Raw genomic sequence first — 21,073 nt, forward strand, 5'->3', positions numbered from 1 at the left:
ACAGGCACCGGCGGGCCCGGGAGACGTACGGCAGGATGGGCGCATGAGGAGCGTGCGGGACGACCGGATGGTGCGGCCCACCCAGGAGGACGAGGTCGCCGCGGCCGGCAGCGAGCTGATCGGCGGGCCGGCCGGGCGGCGGGCGCTGCCCGGCGGCTGGCGGGCGCCGGTGCGGGTGATCGTGCTGGTGATGATCGGCATGTTCGCGCTCGGCATGGTGCAGAAGGCCCCGTGCTACGACCACGGCTGGTTCTTCGGCGCCACCACCCAGTACACCCACGCCTGCTACTCCGACATCCCGCACCTGTTCACGGGCCGCGGCTTCGACCGGGGGCTCATCCCGTACCTGGACGAGATCCCGCGCTCCATGGGCGATATGGACTACCTGGAGTACCCGGTGCTGACCGGGGCCTTCATGGAGGTCGCCGCGCTGCTCACGCCAGGTGGCGGGGCCCAGCACCGGGCCCAGCTCTACTGGTTCGTGAACTCCGGGATGCTGCTGGTGTGCGCCGTGGTGATCGCCTTCTGCGTGGCCCGGACGCACCGGCGCCGGCCCTGGGACGGCCTGCTGGTGGCCCTCGCCCCGGCCTTCGCGCTGACGGCCACCATCAACTGGGACCTGTTCGCGGTGGCGCTGACCGCTGTGGCGATACTCGCCTGGTCGCGGGGGCGTGTCGGTGTGGCGGGGCTGTTCATCGGGCTGGCGGCGGCGGCCAAGCTGTATCCGGTGCTGCTGCTGTGGCCGCTGTTCCTGCTGTGTTGGCGGGCCGGCCGGTTGCGGGAGTTCCGGACCGCGCTCTCCTCGGCCGTCGTCACCTGGCTGGTGGTGAACGTGCCGCTGATGCTGGTCGTCGACGGGCCGATGGCGCCGATCCGGGCGGGCTGGGCGAAGTTCTACACCTTCAGCCACGACCGGCCGGTCGATTACGGATCGCTGTGGCTGCTCGTCTCCCAGCGCACGGGAGACCCGATGGACGACGTCAACACCTACGCCACGGTGTTGATGGTCCTGGGCTCGCTGGCGATCGGCGGGCTGTGCCTGTACGCGCCGCGCCGGCCGCGCCTCGCCCAGCTCGCCTTCCTGGAAATAGCGCTGTTCGTCGTCGCCAACAAGGTCTACTCGCCGCAGTACGTGCTGTGGCTCATCCCGCTGGCGGTCCTCGCCCGGCCGAGGTGGCGTGACTTCCTGGTCTGGCAGGCGTGTGAGGTGCTCTACTTCCTCGGCATCTGGTCGCACTTGGCGTACAACGGCGACGGCAAGCACCAGGGGCTGCCGCAGGACGGTTACCAACTCGCGCTCGTCCTGCACCTGCTGGGGACGCTGTATCTGTGCGCGCTGGTCGTGCGCGACGTCCTCAGGCCCGACCGGGACGTGATCCGGCGGGACGGTTCGGACGACCCGTCCGGCGGCCCGCTCGACCGGGCGCCGGACATACGCGTCCTCGGCCGGGCGCGGGCGCACGAGCGGCACGACGAGCGTCCGGAGACCTTGCGGGTCCAGTGGGGCTCCGGGAGCGGCGGCACGGTCTAGCCGCCGCTCCGGGGCCGGTCACACGGGGGAATCAACCGGGGAGATCAACGGGGGGCTCAGTGATCGAGTATCCGGTCGAACTGGGTGGTGGTGTGCCGCAGGTGGGCCACCAGCTCGTCGCCGACCTGCGGCGCGGGGGCGTCGTTCGGCACGAAGAGGATGGAGACCTGCATGTGCGGGGGCTCGGCGAACCAGCGCTGCTTGCCCGCCCAGACGAAGGGCGAGAGGTTGCGGTTCATGGTCGCCAGGCCCGCGCGGGCGACGCCCTTGGCGCGCGGCATCATGCCGTGCAGCGCCTTCGGCGCCTCCAGGCCGACGCCGTGCGAGGTGCCGCCGGCCACGACGACGAGGTAGCCGTCGCCGGCCGTCTTCTGCTGGCGGTAGCCGAAGCGGTCGCCCTTGGAGACGGGCGTGACGTCCAGGACCGCGCCGCGGTACTGGGTGGCGTCGTGGTCACCCAGCCACAGCCGGGTGCCGATGCGGGCCCGGAAGCGGGTCTGCGGGTACATCTGCTGGAGCCGCGCCAGGTCCTCGGACTTGAGGTGGCTGACGAACATGGTGTGCAGCGGCAGGTGGGCGGCGCGGAGCCGCTCCATCCACGCCGAGACCTCGTCGACGCCGGTGGTGCCGTCGGCGCGGTCCAGGGGCAGGTGTATCGCGAAGCCCTCCAGGCGCACGTCCTCGATGGCGGCGTGCAGCTTGGGGAGGTCCTCCTCGCTGATGCCGTGCCGCTTCATGCTGCTCATGACCTCGATGACGACGCGCGCGCCGACCAGGCCGCGCACCCCCTCGACCGAGGAGACCGAGCGGATGGCCCGGTCGGGCAGCGGCACCGGCTCCTCGCCGAGCCGGAAGGGGGTGAGCACCAGCAGGTCACCGCCGAAGAGGTCCTTGGCGCGGGCCGCTTCGTAGGTGGTGCCGACGGCGAGGGTGTCCGCGCCGAAGCGGATGACCTCCTCGGCGAGGCGTTCGTGGCCGAAGCCGTAGCCGTTGCCCTTGCAGACCGGGACGATGCCCGGGAACTGCTGGAGGACGGACTGCTGGTGTGCCCGCCAGCGCTGGGTGTCGACGTAGAGCGTGAGCGCCATGGCCGGTCCCGGAACCTTTCCCTGAGTGTGGATGGAGCTGTCGGATCAGCGGCGCGACATGTACATGTCGAGGGCCTTGTGCAGCAGCTTGTTGAGCGGGAAGTCCCACTCGCCGAGGTACTCGGCCGCCTGCCCGCCCGTGCCGACCTTGAACTGGATGAGGCCGAAGAGGTGGTCGCTCTCGTCCAGCGAGTCGCCGATGCCGCGGAGGTCGTAGACGCTGGCGCCGAGCGCGTAGGCGTCGCGCAGCATCCGCCACTGCATGGCGTTGGACGGCCGGACCTCGCGCTTGTGGTTGGCGGAGGCGCCGTAGGAGTACCAGACGTGCCCGCCGACGATCAGCATCGTCGCCGCGGCCACGGCCTCGCCCTCGTGGATGGCGAAGTACAGCCGCATGCGGTTGGGGTCCTCGGTGTTGAGGGCGGTCCACATGCGCTGGAAGTAACTCAGCGGGCGCGGGCGGAACTTGTCGCGCTCCGCAGTGATCTCGTAGAGGTGCTGCCAGGTGGCCAGGTCCTCGTAGCCGCCCTGGACGACCTCGACGCCCGCCTTCTCGGCCTTCTTGATGTTGCGGCGCCACAGCTGGTTGAAGCCCTTGTGGACGTCCTCCAGGGAGCGGTTCTCCAGCGGCACCTGGAAGACGTAGCGCGGCTGGACGTCGCCGAAGCCGGCGCCCTCCTCCTCGCCCTGCTGCCAGCCCATGCGGCGGAGCTTGTCGGCCACCTCGAAGGCGCGCGGCTCGATGAAGGTGGGCTCGACGTCGCGCAGGCGCTTGGCGTCCGGGTCGGCGATGCCGGCCTTGATCGCGTTGGCGTCCCAGCGGCGGATGACGACGGGCGGGCCCATCTTCACGGAGAACGCGCCCTGCTTCTTGAGGTGGGCCAGCATCGGCTGGAGCCAGTCCTCGAGGTTCGGGGCGTACCAGTTGATGACCGGGCCCTCGGGCAGGTAGGCCAGGTAGCGCTTGATCTTCGGCAGCTGGCGGTAGAGCACCAGGCCGGCGCCGACCATCTGGCCGGTCTTGTCGAACCAGCCCAGGCTCTCCGAGCGCCACTCGGCCTTGACGTCCGCCCAGGCCGGCACCTGCATGTGACTGGCAGCGCGCAGGCTCTGGATGTATGCCAGATGCTGCTGTCGGCTGATGGTCCTCAGGGTCAGGCTCATGCGGGGCGCTCCTCGGCAGGTGTGTCCCCAGGGTCGGGGCTCCGGCTCTCGCGCCGAAGCCTACTGCGACCGGGGAGCGCCCCGTTTGGGCGTACGGTCCGCTATCCGATCACACCGCCGAAGAGGCCGCCGTGGGCCATGCCCAGGAAGAAGCCGATGGCGGCGGCGCCGAGACCGATGATCAGCAGGAAGCGCTCGCCCGTGGTGGCGGAGACGAACTGGCCCCACGCCCCGGTGAGGATGCCGACCAGACCGCTCCAGGAGCTGAGCAGGTGGAGGTGGTGGAAGGCCGAGGAGACCAGGGCCAGCAGGCCCAGGACGACGGTCACCGCGACCAGGGTGTTCTCCCGTGGGTGCGGCTTTCCGTCGCTGTTGAGCACCGCGTTGAGCAGCGAACGGGGATTCTTCAGCGTGGGAGTCCGGCGGACTGCCTGTGTCATGGGGCTACCTCCTGAAGGCAGGCGGCGCGGTGTAGCGCCGGTCACACCCGGTGCGTCCAGAGTGAGGGGGCGGGCGGCCGGATTTCAACCGGACGCCGGTGTGCGGGTACTCTGGACGGTCTGCATCGGTATCTGCCCGGACCCGGCTTCCGTCCCGGGGGCGACCCAGGGACTTTCCGCTGATCGTCCGTGCGGTTGGCACCGGCCTCGGTGTCAGTGTCAGCCGATACCGTTGTTCACGCATCACGACCCTCCTGCCACGGATCGACCGTGGCCGCTGAGTCCAAAGGAGGTGGGTTCCACATGCGTCACTACGAGGTGATGGTCATCCTCGACCCCGATCTGGAGGAGCGCGCTGTCTCTCCCCTGATCGAGAACTTCCTCTCCGTCGTCCGTGAGGGCAACGGAAAGGTCGAGAAGGTCGACACCTGGGGCCGTCGTCGTCTCGCTTACGAGATCAAGAAGAAGCCCGAGGGCATCTACTCGGTCATCGACCTGCAGGCCACGCCTGAGGTCGTCAAGGAGCTCGACCGCCAGATGAACCTGAACGAGTCGGTCCTCCGGACCAAGGTCCTCCGTCCCGAGACCCACTGAACCCCTTCGGTTCAGAGGTAATCGGGCTGTATCGCAACGAGTAGCAAGCAGCCAGCAGCACACCCGCCGAGAGGTTCACCCATGGCAGGCGAGACCGTCATCACGGTCGTCGGCAATCTCGTCGACGACCCCGAGCTGCGCTTCACCCCGTCCGGTGCGGCGGTCGCGAAGTTCCGTGTCGCGTCCACTCCCCGCACCTTCGACCGCCAGACCAACGAGTGGAAGGACGGCGAGAGCCTCTTCCTCACGTGCTCGGTGTGGCGTCAGGCGGCGGAGAACGTCGCCGAGTCGCTCCAGCGAGGCATGCGCGTCATCGTGCAGGGCCGGCTGAAGCAGCGGTCCTACGAGGACCGCGAGGGCGTCAAGCGCACGGTCTACGAGCTCGACGTCGAAGAGGTCGGCGCCAGCCTGAAGAACGCGACGGCGAAGGTCACCAAGACCACGGGTCGTGGTGGCCAGGGTGGCTACGGCGGCGGCAACGGCGGCGGCCAGGGTGGCGGCGGCTGGGGCTCCGGTCCCGGCGGTCCGCAGGGCGGCGGGGCTCCCGCCGACGACCCCTGGGCGACCGGCGCTCCGTCCGGCGGCCAGCAGGGCGGCGGCGGAGGTGGCTGGGGCGGCGGCTCCGGCAACTCCGGCGGCGGCTACTCCGACGAACCGCCCTTCTAGGCCCTCTCGGGGCCTGGAGCCAGGCCCTCCGGGGCCCGGGCCGTCCTCCGGGGCGGTCCGTGGGCGACAGCAACAACTTCTTGATCACACTGGAGAGAGACAATGGCTAAGCCGCCTCCGCGCAAGCCCAAGAAGAAGGTCTGCGCTTTCTGCAAGGACAAGACCGCTTACGTGGACTACAAGGACACGAACATGCTGCGGAAGTTCATTTCCGACCGCGGCAAGATCCGTGCCCGCCGCGTGACCGGCAACTGCACCCAGCACCAGCGTGACGTCGCCACGGCCGTGAAGAACAGCCGTGAGATGGCGCTGCTGCCCTACACCTCGTCCGCGCGATAAGGGAAGGGTGACCAAGTAATGAAGATCATCCTCACCCACGAGGTCTCCGGCCTCGGCACCGCCGGTGACGTCGTCGACGTCAAGGACGGCTACGCCCGCAACTACCTGGTCCCGCGCGGTTTCGCGATCCGCTGGACCAAGGGCGGCGAGAAGGACGTGGCGCAGATCCGCCGCGCCCGCAAGATCCGCGAGATCGCCACGATCGAGCAGGCCAACGAGGTCAAGGGTCAGCTGGAGGGTGTCAAGGTCCGCCTGGCCACCCGTGCCGGCGAGGCCGGCCGCCTGTTCGGCTCCGTGACCCCCGCCGACATCGCTTCCGCGATCAAGGCTTCCGGTGGTCCCGAGGTCGACAAGCGCCGTGTCGAGGTGGGCTCGCCCATCAAGACCCTGGGTGCCCACCAGGTGTCCGTGCGTCTGCACGCCGACGTCGTCGCCAAGCTCGGCATCGAGGTCGTCGCCGCGTAATGCGGAACGCCGCTCCTGGCGGAGCGGCGTGAGGAAGGGCCGTACCCCTCGGGGTGCGGCCCTTCCGGCGTTTCCGGGACGGGCCTCACGCCCGTACCGCGCCCGTTACCAGCCAGCGGCCGGAGCGGATGCGCAGCCACAGCGTCACCATCCGTACCGCCATCATCAGCGCCATCGCCCACCAGAGAGCCGTGAGCCCGCCGCCCAGCGGCGGGACGAGCAGCGCGACGGGCGTGAAGACCGCGAGGACCACCAGCATCGCCCAGGCGAGGTACGGGCCGTCCCCGGCGCCCATCAGCACGCCGTCCAGCACGAAGACGACCCCGGCCACCGGCTGGCTGAGCGCGGCCACCAGCAGGGCGGGCAGCAGGGTCCGCCGTACGTCCGGGTCGGCGGTGAACAGCGGGGTCAGCAGTGGCCGGGAGGTCACCACCAGGATCCCGAGCACCACGCCGGTGCCGATGCCCCACTGGACCATGCGCCGGCAGGCGGCGCGGGCTCCGTCGGCGTCTTCCGCGCCCAGGTACCGGCCGATGATCGACTGGCCGGCGATGGCGATGGCGTCGAGGGCGAAGGCCAGCAGGTTCCACAGCGAGAGCACGATCTGGTGGGCGGCCACCTCCCGGTCCCCCAGCCGGGCCGCCACCGCCGTGGCGATCAGCATGACGGCGCGCAGCGCGAGGGTGCGGACGAGCAGCGGGACGCCCGCACGTGCGCAGGCCCGGATGCCGGCGGCGTCCGGGCGGAGCGAGGCGCCGTGCCGCCGGGCGCCCCGGACCACGACGACGAGGTAGGCGACGGCCATGCCGTTCTGGGCGACGACGGTGCCCCAGGCCGAGCCCGCGATGCCCCACCCGGCGCCGTAGACGAAGGCGAGGTTGAGCCCGGCGTTGGCCGCGAAGCCGGCGACGGCCACGTACAGCGGGGTGCGGGTGTCCTGCAGGCCGCGCAGGACGCCGGTGGCGGCCAGGACGGCCAGCATGGCGGGGATGCCCAGGGCGCTGACGCGGAGGTAGGTGACGGCGTGCGGGGCGGCGGACGAGGAGGCTCCGAAGGCGTCGACGAGGGCGGGGGCGCCGGGAAGGGTGGCGAGGGCGAGGACGGTGCCGATGAGCAGGGCGAGCCAGATGCCGTCCATGCCCTGCCGGATGGCGGCCGGGAGGTCGCCGGCGCCGACCCGGCGGGAGACGGCCGCGGTGGTGGCGTAGGCGAGGAAGACGCAGACGCCGACGGCGGTGGTGAGGAGCGGGGCGGCGATGGCGAGACCGGCGAGGCGGTCGGTGCCGAGGTGGCCCACGATGGCGGTGTCGGCCAGCAGGAAGAGCGGTTCGGCGACGAGCGCGCCGAAGGCCGGGACGGCCAGGGCGAGGATCTCGCGGTCGTGCCGCCGGGCGGTGCGCTTTCCGCGCGCGAGTGCGTCGCTCATGGGTGCCATTCAATCTTCCACAGGTAATGAGTGCAACTGGTAGTTGTCTATTACCCGAGGTGGCGGGGTGTGATCTTCTCTGCGCCGTTTGTCGTGATCCGGCCCCGGTGTGAGAACTTTTTCTCCTCAACAGCCGGTGGATGGGAAACATGCAGGTCAGAGGGGGTTGGCTGGAAGAGGTGTGGGGTTGTCCACAGCGGTTTCCCCCGGCTCGTGCACAGGATCGGGGGAGTTCTCCACAGGATGGGGCCGGTCATCCACACCTCCTGTGGATAACCAGATTGGCTGACGGTGCCCGCGGCCCTACCGTGGACCGGCGCCCGCCGCCCGTTCCCGTCCCGTCCCGCGCCTCCGGACCACCCCGTCCGGCACCGCGCGGACCGTCGGAAACCGCGTCGAACCCGATGTGCCGGAACCGGAGTCGGGCGTCCTGTTTGTCGGTGCCGTGCCGTAAGAAAGAGGTGCACGGCGAGGTCCGCGCCGCGGACGGGAGGAGGTGGCGGGGTGAGCGTCCACGAGCCCATGGACGGCCCGTGGGGCGAGGAGGGGCCGGGCGACCGGCTGCCGTTCCCCCGCTCCCGCCGGGCCGACGGCAAGGGCCGTGGCGACCGGCGCGACGGCGACGAAGGCGGCGACTGGCAGGGCGCGCAGGGGCAGGGCTCCCAGGGCTCGCAGGGAAGCGGTTTCGAGCGCGTCCCGCCGCAGGACCTGGACGCCGAGCAGTCGGTGCTGGGCGGCATGCTGCTGTCCAAGGACGCCATCGCCGACGTCGTGGAGATCCTCAAGGGCCACGACTTCTACCGCCCCGCGCACGAGACCGTCTACCAGGCGATCCTCGACCTCTACGCCAAGGGCGAGCCGGCCGACCCGATCACCGTCGCCGCCGAGCTCACCAAGCGCGGCGAGATCGCCCGCGTCGGCGGCGCGGCCTATCTGCACACCCTGGTCCAGACGGTCCCCACCGCCGCCAACGCCGAGTACTACGCCGAGATCGTCCATGAGCGGGCGGTCCTGCGGCGCCTCGTCGAGGCGGGAACGCGCATCACCCAGATGGGTTACGCGGCCGACGGTGACGTGGACGACATCGTCAACAGCGCCCAGGCCGAGATCTACGCGGTCACCGAGCAGCGGACCAGTGAGGACTACCTGCCACTGGGCGACATCATGGAGGGCGCGCTCGACGAGATCGAGGCCATCGGCTCGCGCAGCGGCCAGATGTCCGGCGTCCCCACCGGCTTCACCGACCTCGACGCGCTCACCAACGGCCTGCACCCCGGCCAGATGATCGTCATCGCGGCCCGCCCCGCGATGGGCAAGTCGACCCTGGCGCTGGACTTCGCCCGGGCCTGCTCCATCAAGCACAACATGCCGAGCGTGATCTTCTCGCTCGAAATGGGGCGCAACGAGATCGCGATGCGCCTGCTGTCCGCGGAGGCACGGGTGGCGCTGCACCACATGCGCTCCGGCGCCATGACGGACGAGGACTGGACGCGGCTCGCCCGCCGCATGCCGGACGTCTCCCAGGCCCCGCTCTTCATCGACGACTCGCCGAACCTGTCGATGATGGAGATCCGGGCCAAGTGCCGCCGCCTGAAACAGCGCCAGGACCTCAAGCTGGTGATCATCGACTACCTCCAGCTGATGCAGTCCGGCGGCTCCCGGCGGGCCGAGAGCCGCCAGCAGGAGGTCTCGGACATGTCCCGTAACCTCAAGCTCCTCGCCAAGGAGCTGGAGCTCCCGGTGATCGCGCTGTCCCAGCTGAACCGTGGCCCCGAGCAGCGCACGGACAAGAAGCCGATGGTCTCCGACCTCCGTGAGTCCGGCTCGATCGAGCAGGACGCCGACATGGTCATCCTGCTGCACCGCGAGGACGCCTACGAGAAGGAGTCCCCGCGCGCCGGCGAGGCGGACATTATCGTCGGCAAGCACCGAAACGGTCCGACGGCGACGATCACCGTGGCGTTCCAGGGCCACTACTCGCGGTTCGTGGACATGGCGCAGACCTGACGGGTGGGCGTGGGCCCCGGTTTACGGGCGGCGGGCGTTGGTCCGGTGGCCGATGGGTAGGGCGCGGGCGCGGAAAATCTTGTGGGTTTTCTCGGGGCGCGCCCCTATGGTGGGCCGATGGCCGCGATCAGACATGTCCAAGTCACCTTCGACTGCGCGGATCCCGAGCGCGTCGCCCGTTTCTGGTGTGAGGCGCTGGGGTACGTCATGCCGCCGCCGAGCGGGGAGTTCGCCACGTGGGACGACTTCCGGCGCTCCCTGCCGCCCGAGGAGCGGGGCGCGTGGGCCGCGTGTGTCGATCCCTCCGGCGCCGGCCCCCGGCTGTACTTCCAGCGCGTGCCCGAGGGCAAGGTCGCCAAGAACCGGGTTCACCTCGACGTACGGGTCGGCACCGGGCTCGTGGGGGAGGAGCGCCTCGCCGTGCTCAAGGCGGAATGCGAGCGGCTGAGCGCGCTCGGGGCGGAGTGCGTGCAGGTGCTGCTCGCCGACGAGAACAACGAGTCGTGCATTTCGATGCGGGATATCGAGGGCAACGAGTTCTGTCTCGACTGAGGCTCGGCTGGGGTTCGACAGGGGCTCGACTGGGCCTCGGCCGGGGCTCCGCCGAGTACCCGGCCGAGGCCCCCGCGGGGACCGGCGCGTCCCGGTCCCCGCAGGAGCGCGTCCCGGCCTACTCCACCGATGCCGGCTCCGGCCGGACCAGCCGGCCCGCGCGGAGCTCGACGGGCGTGCCGGTGAAGCGCGCCCGCAGGCGCCGGTCGTGGGTGACCACGACGACCGCGCCGCGGTATCCGGCGAGGGCCTCCTCCAACTCCTCGACCAGGGCCGGGGAGAGGTGGTTGGTGGGTTCGTCGAGGAGCAGCAGGTCGACGGGGTCGTCGACCAGGCGGGCCAGTTCGATGCGGCGGCGCTGTCCGTAGGACAGCTCGCCCACCGTCAGGCGCAGGTCGGCGCGGCCGAAGAGGCCGAGGGACAGCAGCCGGTCGGTGTGCTCGTCGAGGTCGCCTCCGCGTCCGGCGGCGAAGGCCTCCGGGATCGTCAGGCCGGCCGGCCAGGGAGTCTCCTCCTGCCGCAGGTGCCCGACCCGTCCCGCCGTCCTCACCTGCCCCGTGTCGGGGGCGAGTTCGCCCGCGAGGACACGCATCAGCGTGGTCTTGCCCGCGCCGTTGGGCCCGGTGACCAGCAGTCGTTCCCCGGCCGCGACGCGCAGGGACGGCACGTACAGCCGGTTTCCGACCCGGACGTCGGTGAGCTCGGCCGCCGTCTGCCCGGTGCGGTCCCCGGTGGTGGCCATCCGGGCGGCGAAGACCAGGGGTTCGGGCGGCGGTGCGACGGGGTTCTCCGTCAGCCGCGCGACGCGTTCCTTGGCGTTGCGGATGCGGACCATCGCCCCGTGGCCCCGGCCGCGGGCCCGGAAGCCGCCGTGCCCGAACACGGCGAGCGGCACCTTGCGCGGGATCTCCCCGAGCCGGGCCACGTTCCGGGCGGCCAGCTCCCGGTTGCGGTCCAGTTCGGCGCACCACTCGTCGTACTCCCGCAGGCGGCGCCGCCGGTCGGCGGCCTTGGCGGCGAGGTAGCCGGCGTAGCCGTCGCCGTGCCGTGTGACGCGGCCCTCGCCGACCTCCAGGATCGTGGTGGTGACCCGCTCCAGGAACACCCGGTCGTGGGTGACCGCGAGGACGGTGCCGCGGTGGGCGCGCAGCCGGTCCTCCAGCCAGGCCACGGCCTGGTCGTCGAGGTCGTTGGTGGGCTCGTCGAGCAGCAGCAGCTCCGGCCGGGAGGCCAGGGTCGCGGCGAGGGCCAGCCGGGAGCGTTCGCCGCCGGAGAGGGTGCCCAGCGCCCGGTCGCGGTCCAGGCCGGGCAGGCCGAGCCCGTGCAGGGCGACGTCCACCCGGGCGTCGGCCTCGTAGCCGGCGCGTGCCTCGTAACGGGTGACGAGTCCGGCGTAGGTGTCGAGGGCGGTGGCCAGTTCCGGTCCGGTCAGCCCCGCCAGTGCGGCCTCCGTGCCGCGCATCCGCGCTTCGAGCGCGCGCAGGTCGGCGAGCGCGGCGTCCACCGCGTCCTGGACGGTGGCCTCGGGCGGGAGGTCCAGGGTCTGGGCGAGGTAGCCGACGCCGCCGGGCGCGACGACGGTGAGTTCGCCGTCGTCCGGGACGTCCTGGCGGGCGACGAGGCGGAGGAGGGTGGACTTGCCGGCGCCGTTGTCGCCGATGACGCCGGCCTTCTCGCCGGGCCTGACGGTGAGGGACACGTCGTCCAGCACGACGTGGCCGTCGAAGCGGCGGGTGACGCCGCGGAGGGTGAGTTGCGCGGTGGGCATGGGGGAGTCCCCTGTTCTCGGCCGGTGCCGATCGGAACGGGCGGTGGGAGGACGCGTCCGCGCGCGCCGGTGCCGTCCCTGGCGGGGCGGGGGCGAGGAGAGGCGCGGACGGGGACGCGCGACGGCGGAGCGAAGCTCTACGCGGTCACGCGGGGACTGTCACAGGGAACCCATGGGGAGACCTTAGAACGGCAGGGGCGGAGTCGGCGAAGGAATTCGTCGAGGCGGACGTGACGGGTGTGGATTGATTGTTGACCTGGAGGTCAAGAACGGGCTAACTTGTCGATCATGGGAAGGCCGAAGCAGTTCGATCCGGACGTCGCCGTCGAGCGGGCCATGGAGGTCTTCTGGAGCAAGGGGTACGCCGCCACGACGCCCCAGGACCTCGTCGACGCGCTCGGCATCGGCAAGGGCAGCCTCTACAACGCCTTCGGCAGCAAACGGGCGTTGTTCGAACTGTCACTCCGCCGGTACCGGGACCGGGAGGCGCGCGCGCTGATCGGGATGCTGGAGGAAGGCGGGCCCGTCAAGGAGCGGCTCCGCCGGGCGCTGCGCTTCCTCGCCGAGATGGACCTCGCCGACCCCGCTCGCCGCGGATGCATGGCCGTCAACGTGGCGGCCGAGCTCGGCGGGAAGGACGAGGAGGCCGTCGAGGTGGTCCGGCGCATGTTCGACCGCACGGAGGACGGTTTCCGCGCGCTGATCGAAGAAGGGCAGCGGAGCGGGGAGATCGCCGCCGGCCGTGACGCCCGGAGCGTCGGAAGTCTCCTCCTGAACACGGTGATCGGCCTGCGGCTCATGGCCCGCGTCGTGGACGGTCCCGAGCGGCTGGACCGGGTGATCGACGCCGTGGTCGACGGGCTCTGACCGGCGGGCTCGTTCCGTCCGTCGGTCCGGTTGCCGTGCGGTGACCGCCGCGCCGCCGTCGGCCGGTGGTCCCTCCCTGCCCATGTGGTCTTTTCCTGCCCATTTTCTGTACCTGCAATTCAAGAACTCTCCGATTCGCGATGCGAGAACGAGGAACCATGGATCTCAATCTGACCGCAAAGACGGCCGTCGTCACGGGCGCGAGCCGCGGTATCGGCCTGGCGACCGTCCGGTCGCTGGTCGCCGAGGGCGTCCGCGTCGTCGGCGCGGCCCGGACGATCACCCCGGAGCTCCGCGCGACGGGCGCCGTGGCGGTCTCCGCCGACCTGGGCACGCCCGAGGGCGTGCGGGTCCTGGAGGAACGCGCCCTCGCCGAACTCGGCGGCCTCGACCTGCTGGTGAACAACGTCGGCGCCGGTGACGACGTCGAGCCGGGCGGCTTCTTCGACGTGGACGACGCCCGGTGGCGGGCCGTCTTCGACCTCAACCTGATGAGCGCGGTGCGGGTCTCCCGGTTCGCCCTGCCCCGTCTCGTCGAGCGCGGCGGGGCGATCGTCAACGTCTCGTCCGTCAACTCCCGCCTCCCCAGCGCCGGTCCGATCGCCTACAGCGCGGCCAAGGCGGCGCTCACCGCGTTCGGGAAGTCCCTGAACGAGGAGTTCGGCCCGCGGGGCGTGCGCGTCAACACCGTGTCCCCGGGGGTCGTCCGGACCGGCATCTGGGACGATCCCGACGGGTTCGGCGGGAAGGTCGCGCGGGCCGCCGGGGTCGAGGACTACGACGCCTTCCTCCGGGACCTGCCGACGGCGTTCGCCGTCACCACCGGGCGGATCACCGAGCCCGAGGAGGTCGCGGCACTGATCACGTTCCTGCTGTCCGACGTGGCGGGCAACATCTCCGGCGCGGACTACGTGATCGACGGCGGGACGGTCAAGGTGCTCTGACGGGCCCGGACGGCGGCCCTCGTCGCGGGTGGTCAGTACGCCACCGTGAAGCGCGCCCGCCGGTGCTTCGGCCGTTCCGCCTCGTCCAGCAGGGCGATCGCGAAGTCCTGGTACGAGATGGCCGACCCGCCGTCGGCGTCGACCAGCAGTTCGTCGGCGCCCAAGCGGTAGCGGCCGGTCCGTTCGCCGTTCTCCAGCAGGGCCGGCGGGCTGACGTACGTCCACTCGACGTCGGGGCCGGCGGCGCGGACGAGGGCGAACTGGTCGGTGCTCGCCTGGGCGATGGGCCGCCAGGCGTCGGGCACCCAGGCGGGGTCGTCCAGAACGGTCCGGCCGCCGCCCGGAACGGTCAGGCTGCCCGCGCCGCCGACGACCAGCAGCCGGGCGCCCGTCCCGGCGACGCCGGCGAGCAGGGACGCGGTGGCGGTGACCAGGTCCCGTTCGCGGCCCGGCGCGGGCCGGACGGCGCTGACCACGACGTCCTGGCCGGCGGCCAGCCGTGCCACGTCGGCCGGGTCGGCGGCGTCGCCGGTACGGTGGCCGGCCGCCGCGGGCAGCCGGTCGAAGCGGGCCGGGTCCCGGACCACGGCGGTGACCTGGTGGCCGCGGGAGAGGGCCTCGGCCACGACGGTGCTGCCCGCGTTGCCCGCGGCGCCGAAGACGGTGATGCGCATGGTGGTTCTCCTTGGGAGGGAAGCGTGACGAGGGGGTGGTGAGGAAGGGCGTCAGCGGGTCGGCGCGGCGGCTTCGCGCCGGGCGTCCGACGGCCGGAGCTGCGCGGCGACCAGGGAGCCGAGGACGATCAGGCCGCCCAGCGCCTGGAGCGCGGTGAGCCGCTCCCCGACGGCTATCAGGCCGATGGCCGTGGCGACGAGCGGGCTGAGCAGTCCGAGGAACGTCACGTCCGTGGCGGGCAGTTCGCGGATGCCGCGGAACCACAGGGCGTAGGCCAGGGCGGTGCCGACGGCGGTGAGGTAGGCGTAGCCCGCCAGGTTGCCGGCGGTCAGGCCGGCGGGCGGCAGGCCCTCGATGAGCAGGGCGACGGGGACGAGGAGCACGCCGCCCGCCACCAGCTGCCAGCCGGTGGTGGCGAGGAGGGGCGCGGGGGACGGCCAGCGCTTGCTCAGCACCACCCCCGTCGCCATCAGGAGGGCTCCGCCGAGGGCGGCGGCGACGCCGGCCGCGTCCAGCCGTGCCTCGGCCCGGAGGACGAGCAGGCCGACGCCGACGACGCCCACCACCCCGGCGATCAGGGTGCGCGGGGTGAGGCGCTTCCCCAGGAGGCCGGTGGAGAGGAGGGCCGCGATCAGGGGCTGTACGGAGCCGACGGTGGCCGCCACGCCGCCGGGGAGGCGGTAGGCCGCGACGAAGAGGAGAGCGAAGAAGGCGCCGATGTTGAGGGTTCCGAGCACGAGCGCGCGCCACCACCAGTCGCCGCGCGGCAGCCGCCGGGTGAGGGCCACCAGGAAGAGGCCGGCGGGGAGGGCCCGCAGCACCGCCGCCAGCAGCGGGCGGCCCGGCGGCAGCCACTCGGTGGTGACGTAGTAGGTGGTGCCCCAGAGGGCGGGCGCGAGCGCGGTGAGGAGCAGGATGCGCAGTCGTTTGCTTAGCACGAAGGTAAATTAGCTCACCGCTAAGCTAAATGGATCACGGAAGTGGCGTGATGTACCTCACCGCTAAGACATTGCTACGCTGAATTCGTGGCAGATCACGTCGACCTCATCCTCGAACAGTGGGCGGCTCAGCGGCCTGACCTGGACGTCTCCCCCATGGCCGTGATCGGCCGGCTGAGCCGGATCCAGCGGGCGGTCTCCGCCGAGCTGCGGAAGACCTTCGCCGCGCACGGTCTCGACAGCGCGTCGTTCGACGTCCTCGCGACCCTCCGCCGCAGCGCGCCCCCGCACCGCCTGACGCCCACCGAGCTCATGAAGTCCGGGATGGTGACCTCCGGAGCGATCAGCCAGCGCCTCGACCGCCTGGAGGAGCGCGGCCTGGTGGTCCGCACGCCCGACGAGACGGACGGGCGGGGCGTCCGCGTCTCCCTGACGGACGAGGGGCGCGAGCTCGTCGACCGGGTGCTGCCGGAACACCTCGCGACCGAACGGCGCCTGCTGGGCGCGCTGACGGGAGAGCGCCGGGACCAGTTCGTCGAGATGTTGCGGGAGTTGCTGGAGTCGCTCGAAGGGCCGGTCGGGCCGGCGGGGGCGGCGTGCTGCCGGAACTCCTCGCGGACGAGCGGGGCCTGCTGCGCTGTCTGAGCGTCGTGGGCTGGTCGGGGCCACGGGTGAGGTGCCCTTGCCGGCCGTGATCTTGACCTTCGAGCCAGTCGAAGGCCGAGGATCCCCCCATGCGACCGACGGACGACCGCCCTGATCACGCCGACACCCCTGACGGCGCCTCCCCGCCCCTGCTGAGCATCGGGGCCTTCGCCCGCATGGCCGGGCTCGCCCCCAACGCGCTGCGCTTCTACGACGACTGCGGCCTGCTGCGGCCCGCGCGCGTCGACCCCGTGACCGGCTACCGCTTCTACCGCCGGAACCAGGAGCGCCGCGCCCGGCTCGTCCGCCGCCTGCGCGCCGGGCTGCCCCTCGTGGACGCGGTGACCGTGCTCGACGGCCCCCCGGAACAGGCCGAGGGGATCCTCCGCGACCACCTCCGCGCGACGCGGGCCGCCGCCGCGGTGGCGCGGACGGCGGTCGAGGACCTGCTCGACGCGCTCCCCGCGGCCGGCGGCACGGCGTCGGCGCGGCTCGGAGGCCCCGAACTCGGCGCCGCCGTACGGCAGGTGACCCCCGCCGCGGCCGAGGGGGAGCCGTGGAAGGCGTTCCCGGCGCTGGGCCGGGTGCTGGTGGAACTGGAGGGGGACGAGGTACGGCTGGTGGCCACCGACCGGTACCGCCTCGCCGTCCGGGCGCTGCGCGCCGAGGACGCGGACGGGCCGCGCCGGCACGCCCTCGTCGACGTCCCCGCGCTGCGGCGCGCCACCGAGTGGGCGCTGCGGCGGGCCGAGGTGACCGTCGTGCTCGACGGACAGGACGTCCGGCTGCGGGCCGGCGACGAGACCCGGACCCTGACCCCTTACACGGAAGGCGAGTTCCCCTCCTACCGGTCGGTCCTGGACGACCTGCCGGCCCCGCGGCACCGGGTGATCGCGGACCGCGCCGCCCTGTGCGCCGCGATCGGCGCCGGCCGGGAGGCCGACGCCGGCCCCCTCCTGCTGCGCGCGGAGGGCGACGAGATCGTCCTCTCGCCGCCCGGTGCCGCGTCCGACGGCGTCACCCTGCGCGCCGTGTGCACCGGGCCGCCGCTGCGTATCGCCTTCGACCCGGTGGTGCTCCTGGCGGCCCTCGACGCGGGGGTCGGGCCGGACGCGCTGCTGGAGGTCGCGTCGACGGCCGGCCCGGTCGTCGTGCGCTCGGCGGACCAGGGGAGCTACACGACGCTCGTCATGCCGGTCCGGGACTGAGACGGTGCGGACGAGGTCGAAGACGCGGGCGGGTCAGCGAGGCGCGATCCACGGCAGCTCGGCGGAGAGCTCCTGCCGCAGGCGGCGCAGGGGGCGGGCGCCGACGACGGTGAGGACCGGCTCGCCGGAGCGGAACAGCGTCAGGGTCGGGGCCGACAGCACGCGGTAGGCCGCGGCCGTGGCCGGGTTGACGTCGACGTCGAGCGCGACGACCTTCAGCCGGCCCGCCTCGGACGCCGCCAGTTCGGCGAGGGCCGGGGCGATCTGCCGGCAGGGCCCGCACCAGTCGGCGGTGAACTCCACGAGGACCGGTACGTCGGAGGCGAGGACCTCGTCGTGGAAGGTGGCGTCGGTGACGGGTGTGACCTTGGCGGCGGTGGCGCTGGCGGTGGCGTTGGTGATGGTGGTGGCCATGGGAAGTCGATCCTCCGTGGAGTGGTGTACCGGGGAGAAGGGCAGGGGCGCGCCCGTTCAGCCGCGCGCGGAGCGGCCGTCCCGTCGCGCGTCCCCCGCCTCGCACGGCGTGAGTTCGCACCGGGGCGGCGGGCCGCCCGGGAGGGCGGCCTCCGCTTCCAGTTCGGCGCGCGCCAGTTGGGCGCTCACCTCGGCGCGGACCTGTGCGAGCCGCTCGATGCACTCGTCCAGTTCGGCGAGCTTGCGCCGGTAGGCGTCCAGGGACGCCGGGCAGGAGTCGCCGGCGGGGTGGCCGGCCCGTAGGCACTCGACGAACGGACGGGTGTCCTCCAGGCCGAAGCCGAAGTCCTGGAGCGTACGGATCTGGCGGAGCAGCCGCAGGTCGGCCTCGTCGTAGTCGCGGTACCCGTTGCCCGCGCGGCGGGCGGGCAGGAGCCCGAGCGACTCGTAGTGCCGCAGGGCGCGCGTGCTGATGCCGGCCCGTTCGGCCAGTTCCCCGATCCGCATGACCCGACCGTAAACGTTGACGCGGACGTCAAGGCCAGCCCTGGGGAGGGGCGGAGACGGGACGGGAGCCCGGGCCGCCGCCCCGTACCGCCGAGGTCCCGCCGCACGGACTGCTTAGGCTGCGGAAATGACCAGCGATCACGAGAACCCCACGGACGCCACCGGCCCCTCCGGCATCACGGAGACCGACCGTTTTACGGAGCTGCTGCCCGCCACCCGCCGGGCGCTGCTGCACCGCGTCGCCACCGCCCAGGCCGAGGGCCGGGCCCCGTCCCTGGTGGCGGCGGTCGTACGGGACGGGCGGCCGGTGTGGGCCGCCGGGCGGGGGACGGTGGACGGCCGCGAGCCGGACCCGGAGCGGACCCGGTACCGCATCGGGTCGATCACCAAGTCCCTGCTCGCCGTACTCGTGCTCCGGCTGCGCGACGAGGGGCTGTTCGACCTGGGCGACCCGATCGGCCGGTACGTGGACACGCCGGCCGGTGGCGAGGCGACCGTCGCCCAACTGCTCTCCCACTCCTCGGGCCTGGCCGCCGAACCGCGCGGCCCGTGGTGGGAGCGGACGGACGGCGGGCTCCGCCCGACGCCGGGCGACCTGTTCGGCGAGCGCCCCCAGCGGCACCGGGTGGGGGAGCTGTTCCACTACTCCAACACCGGTTACGCGCTGCTCGGCGGGCTCGTAGAGAAGCTCCGGGGCGAGCGCTGGTACCCGGTGCTGCGCCGCGAGGTGCTGCTGCCGCTGGGCATGGAGCGGACGACGTACGCCCCGGAGGCCCCGTACGCGCAGGGCTGGGCCGTGCACCCGTGGGCGGACGTCGTCCTTCCGGAACCGGCCGCGGACACCGGCCTGATGGCGCCGGCCGGCCAGCTCTGGTCGACGGCGGCCGATCTGGGCCGGTTCGCCGCCTTCCTGTTGTCCGGTGACGACCGGGTGCTCGCGGCGGCGACCCTGGCGGAGATGCGGCGGCCCGCCGTGGACCCGCAGAACCCGGACTGGAGCGGGGCGTACGGCCTCGGTCTCCAGCTGGTCAGGGCGGGCGGCCGGGTCCTGGTCGGGCACACCGGCTCCATGCCGGGCTTCCTCGGCACCGTGCTCGCGAGCCCGGAGGAAGGGATCGCGGCCGTCGCGCTCGCCAACCAGACGTCCATGCCCGGCATCGGCGCGCTCGTCGCCGGCCTGGTGGAGACCGTCGCGGAGGCGGAGCCTCGTATTCCGGATCCGTGGCGGCCGGATCCGGACGCGGACCTGGCGCTGCTGGAGCTCACCGGCCCCTGGTACTGGGGGCCCCGGGCGCTGGCGATCCGCCTGACGGCGGACCGGACGCTGGACCTGGCACCGCTCGACGGGGCGGGCGGCCGCGCCTCGCGGTTCCGGCCCGAGGCCGACGGCACCTGGACCGGCCTCGACGCCTACTACGCGGGCGAGACGCTGCGGGTGGTCCGCCGGCCGGACGGCAGCGTGAGCCACTTGGACCTCGGAACGTTCGTCCTGACCCGGGAGCCCTACGCGCCGGGGGACGTGGTGCCGGGCGGGGTGGCCGACGGCGGCTGGCGCTGAACCGGGCCCGGCGTAGGGTCGGGGCCAGAGACCGGCGGGCGCCGCGAGGCGGCGCCACCACATCCTGGAAGGCACCGTGACCGCCAACACCGCACCGGACCTGCTCGACCTCGCGCCGCTGGGCGCGGACCACTTCGCCCGCATCGAGGACAAGATCGCGGCGCTGATGCGCACCCGCGAGACCGTCGTCACCCTGCAGGGCGAGGCGCTGCTGCCGCTGGAGGCCTGCATCCGCTCGGCCGTCCGCCCGGGCAGCACCGCCCTCAACGTGATCACCGGGCCGTACGGCGAGACGTTCGGCGGCTGGCTGCGGTCCTGCGGCGCCGACGTGGTCACGGTGTCGGCGCCGTTCAGCGGCGCGGCGAGCCCGGAGCAGGTCGCCGACGCGCTCCGCGCCCACCCGGAGATCGAGTTCGTCAGCCTGGTGCACGCGGAGGCGGCCACGGGCAACACCAACCCGGTGGCCGAGATCGGCCGCGTGGTGCGGGAGCACGGCGCGCTGCTGATGCTGGACGCGGTCGCCTCCGTCGCCGCCGAGCCGCTGCTCACCGACGAGTGGGGGGTGGACCTGTGCGTCATCGGCGGACAGAAGGCGATGGCCGGCCCGGCGGGCGTGTCCACGGTGTCGGTCAGCGCCCGGGCGTGGGAGCGGATCGCGGCCAACGAGAGCGCGCCCCGGCGCTCTTACCTGTCGCTGCTGGACTGGAAGGAGCGCTGGCTCGACGGAGGGCGCGCCGTCCTGCCGCACGCCCCCGCCCAGTTGGAGATGCTGGCCCTGGAGCAGGCGGCCGACCGTATCGCGGCCGAGGGCCTGGACGCGGTGATCGGCCGCCACCTGGCCGCCCGGGCCGCCACCCGCGCCGGCGTCCGCGCGCTGGGCGGTCTCACCCCGTACGTGATCCGGCACGAGCACGCGGCGCCCGCCGCGACCACGCTGCGCGCGCCCGAGGGCGTCGACGCCCGGGAGATCGTCGCGGCGGCCCTGGCCACCGACCCCTCCGTGCCGCTCCAGGCGGGCGGGGGCGCGCTCGCCCGGGAGATGGTCCGGGTGAACCACTACGGGACGGCCGCCTCCCGCGCCACCGTGCTGGCCACCCTGACGGCGCTCGCGGCGGGCCTGCGGACGCTCGGCGTCGCGGTCGCCGGGACGGACGAGGCGGTGGCCGCGGCGGGCGCGGAGTGGGACGCGACGGCGCGCGGCTGACCTCCGGCGGGAGGGGCTCACCGGTGAGCCGAACGGCCGGTGGGGTGAGCGGCCGGTGGGGTGAGCGGCCGGT

The 21,073-nt window shown here is 72.8% G+C and carries 22 protein-coding genes; 13 read left to right on the forward strand and 9 right to left on the reverse strand.

Features of this window, described 5'->3' with window-relative positions; genetic code table 11:
- Positions 1 to 43: 43 nt before the first annotated feature.
- A complete protein-coding gene (locus ACSNOK_RS00970; protein WP_436778589.1) occupies positions 44 to 1,531 on the forward strand; it encodes a glycosyltransferase family 87 protein in 1,488 nt (495 codons plus the stop codon).
- 56 nt (positions 1,532 to 1,587) lie between these two features.
- On the opposite strand, the gene ACSNOK_RS00975 is transcribed toward ACSNOK_RS00970, so the two are convergent.
- From ACSNOK_RS00975 to ACSNOK_RS00985, 3 genes are all read right to left on the reverse strand, one after another.
- Positions 1,588 to 2,619, reverse strand: a complete 1,032-nt coding sequence (locus ACSNOK_RS00975) for an alanine racemase (RefSeq protein WP_185940369.1) — start codon at positions 2,617 to 2,619, stop codon at positions 1,588 to 1,590.
- 45 nt (positions 2,620 to 2,664) lie between these two features.
- On the reverse strand, positions 2,665 to 3,783 hold the full coding sequence (locus ACSNOK_RS00980) for a lipid II:glycine glycyltransferase FemX (RefSeq protein WP_436778590.1): 1,119 nt from the start codon (positions 3,781 to 3,783) through the stop codon (positions 2,665 to 2,667).
- A gap of 101 nt (positions 3,784 to 3,884) precedes the next feature.
- Positions 3,885 to 4,223 (reverse strand): hypothetical protein, encoded by a 339-nt coding sequence (locus tag ACSNOK_RS00985; RefSeq protein ID WP_436778591.1) that lies wholly within the window; start codon positions 4,221 to 4,223, stop codon positions 3,885 to 3,887.
- Between the two features lie 303 nt (positions 4,224 to 4,526).
- Between ACSNOK_RS00985 and rpsF the strand changes: the two genes are divergently transcribed.
- From rpsF to rplI, 4 genes are all read left to right on the forward strand, one after another.
- Positions 4,527 to 4,817 (forward strand): 30S ribosomal protein S6, encoded by a 291-nt coding sequence (gene rpsF, locus ACSNOK_RS00990; protein WP_049719052.1) that lies wholly within the window; start codon positions 4,527 to 4,529, stop codon positions 4,815 to 4,817.
- Positions 4,818 to 4,898: 81 nt separating this feature from the next.
- Positions 4,899 to 5,483, forward strand: a complete 585-nt coding sequence (locus ACSNOK_RS00995) for a single-stranded DNA-binding protein (protein ID WP_351507612.1) — start codon at positions 4,899 to 4,901, stop codon at positions 5,481 to 5,483.
- Between the two features lie 102 nt (positions 5,484 to 5,585).
- The gene (gene rpsR, locus ACSNOK_RS01000) at positions 5,586 to 5,822 is read left to right on the forward strand and encodes a 30S ribosomal protein S18 (protein ID WP_004950692.1); all 237 of its coding nucleotides are present in this window, start codon (positions 5,586 to 5,588) and stop codon (positions 5,820 to 5,822) included.
- Positions 5,823 to 5,840: 18 nt separating this feature from the next.
- Positions 5,841 to 6,287 (forward strand): 50S ribosomal protein L9, encoded by a 447-nt coding sequence (rplI, locus tag ACSNOK_RS01005; RefSeq protein ID WP_185940371.1) that lies wholly within the window; start codon positions 5,841 to 5,843, stop codon positions 6,285 to 6,287.
- An 85-nt stretch (positions 6,288 to 6,372) separates the two neighbouring features.
- Here the strand turns inward: rplI and ACSNOK_RS01010 are convergent, their stop codons facing one another.
- On the reverse strand, positions 6,373 to 7,713 hold the full coding sequence (locus ACSNOK_RS01010) for an MATE family efflux transporter (protein ID WP_436778592.1): 1,341 nt from the start codon (positions 7,711 to 7,713) through the stop codon (positions 6,373 to 6,375).
- Between the two features lie 504 nt (positions 7,714 to 8,217).
- On the opposite strand from ACSNOK_RS01010, the gene dnaB reads away from it, so the two are divergent.
- Together dnaB and ACSNOK_RS01020 are read left to right on the forward strand one after the other, a co-directional pair.
- Positions 8,218 to 9,720: a replicative DNA helicase gene (dnaB, locus tag ACSNOK_RS01015; protein WP_436778593.1), complete on the forward strand. Its 1,503-nt coding sequence runs from the start codon at positions 8,218 to 8,220 to the stop codon at positions 9,718 to 9,720.
- A gap of 117 nt (positions 9,721 to 9,837) precedes the next feature.
- Positions 9,838 to 10,272 (forward strand): VOC family protein, encoded by a 435-nt coding sequence (locus ACSNOK_RS01020; protein ID WP_436778594.1) that lies wholly within the window; start codon positions 9,838 to 9,840, stop codon positions 10,270 to 10,272.
- A gap of 118 nt (positions 10,273 to 10,390) precedes the next feature.
- Here ACSNOK_RS01020 and ACSNOK_RS01025 read toward each other — a convergent pair whose 3' ends face one another.
- Positions 10,391 to 12,040, reverse strand: coding sequence for a TlrC/CarA/OleB/SrmB family ABC-F type ribosomal protection protein (locus tag ACSNOK_RS01025; RefSeq protein WP_436778595.1), 1,650 nt, complete (start codon positions 12,038 to 12,040; stop codon positions 10,391 to 10,393).
- Positions 12,041 to 12,328: 288 nt separating this feature from the next.
- Here ACSNOK_RS01025 and ACSNOK_RS01030 point away from each other — a divergent pair, with 288 nt between their 5' ends.
- Positions 12,329 to 12,907, forward strand: a complete 579-nt coding sequence (locus ACSNOK_RS01030; RefSeq protein WP_436778596.1) for a TetR/AcrR family transcriptional regulator — start codon at positions 12,329 to 12,331, stop codon at positions 12,905 to 12,907.
- 158 nt (positions 12,908 to 13,065) lie between these two features.
- Positions 13,066 to 13,851, forward strand: coding sequence for an oxidoreductase (locus tag ACSNOK_RS01035; RefSeq protein WP_436778597.1), 786 nt, complete (start codon positions 13,066 to 13,068; stop codon positions 13,849 to 13,851).
- 32 nt (positions 13,852 to 13,883) lie between these two features.
- Here the strand turns inward: ACSNOK_RS01035 and ACSNOK_RS01040 are convergent, their stop codons facing one another.
- Both ACSNOK_RS01040 and ACSNOK_RS01045 read right to left on the reverse strand, forming a co-directional pair.
- Complete coding sequence (locus tag ACSNOK_RS01040; protein WP_436778598.1) at positions 13,884 to 14,525, reverse strand: NAD(P)-dependent oxidoreductase; 642 nt, start codon at positions 14,523 to 14,525, stop codon at positions 13,884 to 13,886.
- 51 nt (positions 14,526 to 14,576) lie between these two features.
- Entirely contained in the window at positions 14,577 to 15,464 is an 888-nt protein-coding gene (locus ACSNOK_RS01045) for an EamA family transporter (RefSeq protein WP_436778599.1), read from the reverse strand.
- Between the two features lie 87 nt (positions 15,465 to 15,551).
- Here ACSNOK_RS01045 and ACSNOK_RS01050 point away from each other — a divergent pair, with 87 nt between their 5' ends.
- Complete coding sequence (locus ACSNOK_RS01050; RefSeq protein WP_436778600.1) at positions 15,552 to 16,109, forward strand: MarR family winged helix-turn-helix transcriptional regulator; 558 nt, start codon at positions 15,552 to 15,554, stop codon at positions 16,107 to 16,109.
- Positions 16,110 to 16,198: 89 nt separating this feature from the next.
- Positions 16,199 to 17,317 carry a MerR family transcriptional regulator gene (locus tag ACSNOK_RS01055; protein ID WP_436778601.1) on the forward strand — a complete coding sequence of 373 codons (1,119 nt, stop codon included), beginning with the start codon at positions 16,199 to 16,201 and terminating at the stop codon, positions 17,315 to 17,317.
- A gap of 33 nt (positions 17,318 to 17,350) precedes the next feature.
- Here the strand turns inward: ACSNOK_RS01055 and ACSNOK_RS01060 are convergent, their stop codons facing one another.
- The gene (locus tag ACSNOK_RS01060) at positions 17,351 to 17,731 is read right to left on the reverse strand and encodes a thioredoxin family protein (protein WP_436778602.1); all 381 of its coding nucleotides are present in this window, start codon (positions 17,729 to 17,731) and stop codon (positions 17,351 to 17,353) included.
- A gap of 57 nt (positions 17,732 to 17,788) precedes the next feature.
- Positions 17,789 to 18,238 carry a MerR family transcriptional regulator gene (locus ACSNOK_RS01065; RefSeq protein WP_436778603.1) on the reverse strand — a complete coding sequence of 150 codons (450 nt, stop codon included), beginning with the start codon at positions 18,236 to 18,238 and terminating at the stop codon, positions 17,789 to 17,791.
- Between the two features lie 127 nt (positions 18,239 to 18,365).
- Between ACSNOK_RS01065 and ACSNOK_RS01070 the strand changes: the two genes are divergently transcribed.
- Positions 18,366 to 19,796 (forward strand): serine hydrolase domain-containing protein, encoded by a 1,431-nt coding sequence (locus ACSNOK_RS01070; protein ID WP_436778604.1) that lies wholly within the window; start codon positions 18,366 to 18,368, stop codon positions 19,794 to 19,796.
- 76 nt (positions 19,797 to 19,872) lie between these two features.
- Positions 19,873 to 21,000 (forward strand): pyridoxal-phosphate-dependent aminotransferase family protein, encoded by a 1,128-nt coding sequence (locus tag ACSNOK_RS01075; protein ID WP_436778605.1) that lies wholly within the window; start codon positions 19,873 to 19,875, stop codon positions 20,998 to 21,000.
- The last annotated feature ends 73 nt before the right edge of the window (positions 21,001 to 21,073 follow it).

Source organism: Streptomyces sp. URMC 126 (assembly GCF_051386555.1).
GTDB lineage: Bacteria > Actinomycetota > Actinomycetes > Streptomycetales > Streptomycetaceae > Streptomyces.